Origin of the sequence: Pseudomonas sp. Pseusp97, assembly GCF_047304025.1 — a bacterium.
Classification (GTDB): Bacteria; Pseudomonadota; Gammaproteobacteria; order Pseudomonadales; family Pseudomonadaceae; genus Pseudomonas.
In genome coordinates this window covers 1-4,344 of the sequence record NZ_JBGLYK010000326.1, presented here as the reverse complement: position 1 = coordinate 4,344, position 4,344 = coordinate 1, and the positions used below count along the sequence as shown (strand labels likewise).

The following is a 4,344-nucleotide window of genomic DNA, read 5'->3' as shown; positions in this document are numbered from 1 at the left end:
ACCCAGCTCGGCGTGCTCCCGCGCTGCGGGGCGCTGGAGCGAAGGCGCCACAGCTCGCGTCCGGCGAACCAGAGGATCAGCACGCCGAGGCCGCGCTTGAGCGGTTGCGGGTCCAGGTGCGGCAGCAGCAGGTAGCCGATCAGCATGCCGACGAGCATCCCCGGCAGCACGGTGCGCAGCAGCAGGCCCGTGTCGATCAGGCGGCGATGACGCCAGCACAGGTAACCGGTCATGCCGATGTTCAGCGGCACCAGGATCGGCAGCAGCGTCTCGATGGGCAGCAGCAGCGCGCCCAGGGACAGGGCAATCACCACGCTGCCGAAGCCGGTGATGGCTTCCAGGGTGTAGGCCAGCAGGATGAAGCCGCCCAGCGCGATGGCGGGCGCATTCATGGGCTGGTCACCGCGGCGGTGCGAGGCTCGCGGCGCGCCCAGAGCTGCGCCAGGACCAGCCCGGAGAACAGCTGCCAGCAGCCCCAGAACGCCGCGATCAGCAGCATGCCGCCAGCCTGCGGGAAGAAGGTCAGGATCAGCGCCATGCCCAGCGCGGAGTTGTGGATGCCGCTTTCCAGGGTCACGGCGCGCACGTCGGCATCCGGCAGCTTCCACAGCCGCGCGCAGGTATAGCCCAGCAGCAGCGCCGTGCCGTTGAGCAGCAGCACCAGCCAGAAGAACAGGTGGAAGTAGGCCATGAACTGCTGGAAGTTCTTGGCGAAGGCCATGCCGACGAAGCCCAGCATCACCAGCAGCGACAACTGCCGCAGCGGTTTCTCCAGGCGCTGGGCGAGCTTGGGCTTGTGCCTGCCCAGGGCCATGCCCAGCAGCATCGGCAGGATCAGCACCAGCAGCACCACGCCGACCAGTTCCAGCGGATCGATGTGAATCTGCGTGAGGCGGTCGCGGGTAGCCGGGTTCAGGCCGGCGTAGAGGGCGAAGTTCAGCGGCGTAAAGATGCCGGCGCTCAGCCCCGACACCGCGGTGACGCTGGCCGACACCGCGACGTTGCCACGGGCCATCCAGGTCATGATGTTGGAAAAGGTGCCGCTCGGGCAGGTCGCCACCAGGATCATTCCCAGCGCCAGTTCCGGATCGATGGGCAGGGCGATGGTCAGCAGGCAGGTGGCAGTCGGCAGCAGCAGGAACTGCACCAGCATGCCGATCACCGGCGCCTTGGGCTGGCGCAGGATGCGGGTGAAATCGTCGCGGCGCAGCTCCAGCGACACGCCGAACATCATCAGGGCGATGATGGCGTTGAGCGCGATCATCGAAGCGCCGGAGAATTCGAGATGGACTTCAGGCATCGTCGTGCTCCCGCTGGCAGGGCAACGCGACGACCAGACGCATAGGGCTGGGCCGCGTGGGCGCGGCTCCGGTTTCAATCTGCATGCAAGGCGACTCTTGTTTGTATTTATCGTTGTAATTGGCAAGCATAGGGGAGCCTTACCGCCCGGTAACGGCTCAATCGGGACCTTCGCCGGTTAATTCGGGACCATGTCGCACACCATTACCGTCCATTACGCCCAGGGCATCCTGCAGGCCGCCCAGCGCCTGGGGCTGCCCGTACCTGCCGATCTGCACGCGGCCAGCCTCGATGCGCGCATCCCGTTGCAGCGCCAGGACGCCTTCTGGGAAGCCATCTGCGCAGCTTCCGGCGATCCCTTGCTGGGCCTGCGCCTGGGCAGCGCCCTGCAGGTCGGGCATCTGGACATGGTCGGCGCGCTGCTGATGAGCTGCGAGCATTACGGCGAGGCGCTGGATGCCCTGCTGGAGTACTACCCGATCATCGCCGAGGGCAGCGAGTTCCAACGCGAGCAGGACGCGACGCAGGTACGCCTGGTTTATCGGCCGAGCTACGCCGTGCGCCGCGAGGAACGCGTCGAGGCCGCGCTGGCGAGCCTGGTGCACCTGACCCGCTGGATCACCGGCGACCGGGTCAAGCCGCAGCGCCTGGCCCTGAGTCATGCCGCGCGGGGCGAGCCTTCACGTTACGTCGAGTTGCTGGGGTGCCCGGTGGAATTCGCCTGCGCCGAGAACGCCCTGAGCTTCGCCGTCGCCGATCTCGACATTCCGCTGATCCAGGCCAATGCGCTGATGCGCGAGCACTTGCGCGCGCTGGCCGATGCGCAGCTGCAACGCCTGGGCGCGCAGAGCCTGGCGGCGCGCGTGCAGCAGCTGCTGCGGCAGAACCCGCGCTGGGGCAAGGAAAAGGTGGCCGAGCAATTGGACCTCAGCGGGCGTCATCTCAACCGCAAGCTGGCCGACGAGGGCACCAGCTTCAAGCTGCTGCGCGAGCAGGTGCTGCATGGCATGGCCGAACAGCTGCTGCGCGAATCGTCGCGCCTGGGCGAGGTGGCCGAGCGCCTGGGCTTCTCCGACGAGAGCGCGTTCGCCAAGGCGTTCCGCCGCTGGAGCGGCATGACGCCGGGACAGTTCCGTCAGGGCAACTGAAGCGCTTACTGGCGCGCGTGGTTGACCGAAGCCAGCGCCTGGGCGGCGGGCAGGTCGATGCGCTGGGGAACGCTGTGGTGCTGCTGGATGACGCCGGTGCCAGGCAGTTTCGACACGAAGAACTGATCGACGCCGAAGAACAGCAGGATCAGGGCGATGGCGCCGATCCAGCAGAGGACGTCGTAGTCCAGCGGCCAGCCACGGTGCTGGCGTTGCGAGCGGAGGGGAGGCTGGTTCTTCTTCATGGCGGTCACCGCGTTCGGGTTGAGGGTCGGCGAAACCAGGGCAGTGCCTGGATTCGCCGACCATTTTCCGGTGGGCGGTGCTGCCGGTGATTCAGGGAGCTCTGTAGGGCGAGTAGGAATTACCTCTGTATGAATCGTCCGACGCCTTGAGGCGTCGTCCGACTCAGGCGCCCGGCAGCGCCTTGTCCTTCGGCCACAGCAGCCACAGCTGGCCGTCCTGCTTCATGTGCCCGGCCAGCTCGCCCGCGGCGTCACCGGTACCCCAGAACAGGTCCGCGCGCACTTCGCCGACGATGGCGCCGCCGGTGTCCTGGGCGGCTACCGGGCGCACCACGGGCGCGCCGTCCGGGCGGGTGGTGGAGAGCCACATCAGGCTGCCCAGCGGGATCACCTTGCGGTCGATGGCCACGCTGTAGCCCGGCGTCAGCGGTACGTTCAGCGAGCCGCGCGGGCCCTCGTTGCTGTCCGGGCGCTGGCTGAAGAACACGTAGCTGGGGTTGCTGGCCAGCAGTTCGTCGACCCGCTGCGGGTGGGCGCGGGCCCAGTCGCGGATGCGCGCCATGCTGACTTCCTCCTTGCTCAATTCACCCTGTTCCACCAGCCAGCGGCCCACCGGCTTGTACGGGCGGCCATTCTGCTCGGCGTAGCCCAGGCGCAACTGGCGGCCGGAGGCCAGCTCGACGCGGCCCGAACCCTGGATCTGCAGGAACTGCAGGTCCATCTGGTCCGGCAGCCAGGCCAGCACCGGAGCATTCACGCCATCGCGGCGAATGCCGGCGGCATCGGCGTAGGGCACCAGGGTGTTGCCTTCGAGCTTGCCGCGCAGGCGCTTGCCCTTGAGCTCCGGATAGACGCTGTCCAGCGCCACGGTGATCAGGTCCTTCGGCACCCCGTAGACCGGCACGGTGTGCTGGGCATCGCGCTGCTGGCTGCCGCGGTAGACGGGTTCGTAATAGCCGGTGATCAGGCCGTTCTTGCTGCCCTCGGCGGAACGCAGCTGATAGGGCTGCAGACGGGCCAGCATGAACTGACGGATGGCCGGGGCGGAGGCCGGCACGCTGGCAGCGTCGGCGCAGGTCGCGGCCCAGATGTCATCCTTCTTCAGGCGCACCGCGCAGGCCGAGCGCCAGGCGCTGAAGCCCTGCAGCACGTCGCTATCGGCGGTCTGCGGCAGGTCCGACCAGTCGGCCTTGGTATAGGTGGGCGCCTGGGCTTCTTCGGGCTTTTTGCCGAACAGGCCGCAGCCGGAAAGCAGGGTGGCAACGCAGAGGGTGGCGAGGAGAGGGCGGGTCCAGTGGCGGGACAAATCGGTCACGGGCAGGTCCTGGCAGGCAAACGAAAGCCCGCTAGCTTGGGCAGACGCGGGGCGTGCGTCAAACGCATCGGTCGGATTTACATGCCTTGCAACGAATCCTGAGGCGGACCGGTAGAATGTCGGCATGAATCGACAGACGGGTGGTTAGAGCGTGGAGGCAAGGCAGGGTTTCGTCCTGACCCGACATTGGCGGGATACGCCCGAAGGCACCGAGGTGGGCTTCTGGCTGGCCACCGATGAAGGGCCCCGGCATGTGCTGCTGCCGCCGCAGACGTCGGTGGCCTTCGTGCCGGCCGAACAGCGCGCCCGCGCCGAGAAGCTGCTGGCCGGCGAGCGC

Annotated in this window: 6 protein-coding genes; 2 read left to right on the top strand and 4 right to left on the bottom strand. The window is 67.7% G+C overall.

Annotated features, from left to right (window positions below):
* Both ACCC94_RS28135 and ACCC94_RS28130 read right to left on the bottom strand, forming a co-directional pair.
* Positions 1–392, bottom strand: a 392-nt coding sequence (locus ACCC94_RS28135; protein ID WP_413352881.1) for a sulfite exporter TauE/SafE family protein, incomplete at its 3' end; no start/stop codon positions are given.
* The gene (locus ACCC94_RS28130; RefSeq protein ID WP_413352880.1) at positions 389–1,300 is read right to left on the bottom strand and encodes a bile acid:sodium symporter family protein; all 912 of its coding nucleotides are present in this window, start codon (positions 1,298–1,300) and stop codon (positions 389–391) included. The genes ACCC94_RS28135 and ACCC94_RS28130, both read right to left, overlap by 4 nt.
* 190 nt (positions 1,301–1,490) lie before the next feature.
* Between ACCC94_RS28130 and ACCC94_RS28125 the strand changes: the two genes are divergently transcribed.
* Positions 1,491–2,447 carry an AraC family transcriptional regulator gene (locus tag ACCC94_RS28125; RefSeq protein ID WP_413352879.1) on the top strand — a complete coding sequence of 319 codons (957 nt, stop codon included), beginning with the start codon at positions 1,491–1,493 and terminating at the stop codon, positions 2,445–2,447.
* Positions 2,448–2,452: 5 nt separating this feature from the next.
* Here ACCC94_RS28125 and ACCC94_RS28120 read toward each other — a convergent pair whose 3' ends face one another.
* Positions 2,453–2,692, bottom strand: coding sequence for a hypothetical protein (locus ACCC94_RS28120; RefSeq protein WP_413352878.1), 240 nt, complete (start codon positions 2,690–2,692; stop codon positions 2,453–2,455).
* A 163-nt stretch (positions 2,693–2,855) separates the two neighbouring features.
* Entirely contained in the window at positions 2,856–4,007 is a 1,152-nt protein-coding gene (locus tag ACCC94_RS28115) for a murein transglycosylase A (RefSeq protein ID WP_413352877.1), read from the bottom strand.
* A gap of 151 nt (positions 4,008–4,158) precedes the next feature.
* On the opposite strand from ACCC94_RS28115, the gene ACCC94_RS28110 reads away from it, so the two are divergent.
* A partial coding sequence (locus tag ACCC94_RS28110) for a hypothetical protein (protein WP_413352875.1) occupies positions 4,159–4,344 on the top strand: 186 nt, incomplete at its 3' end.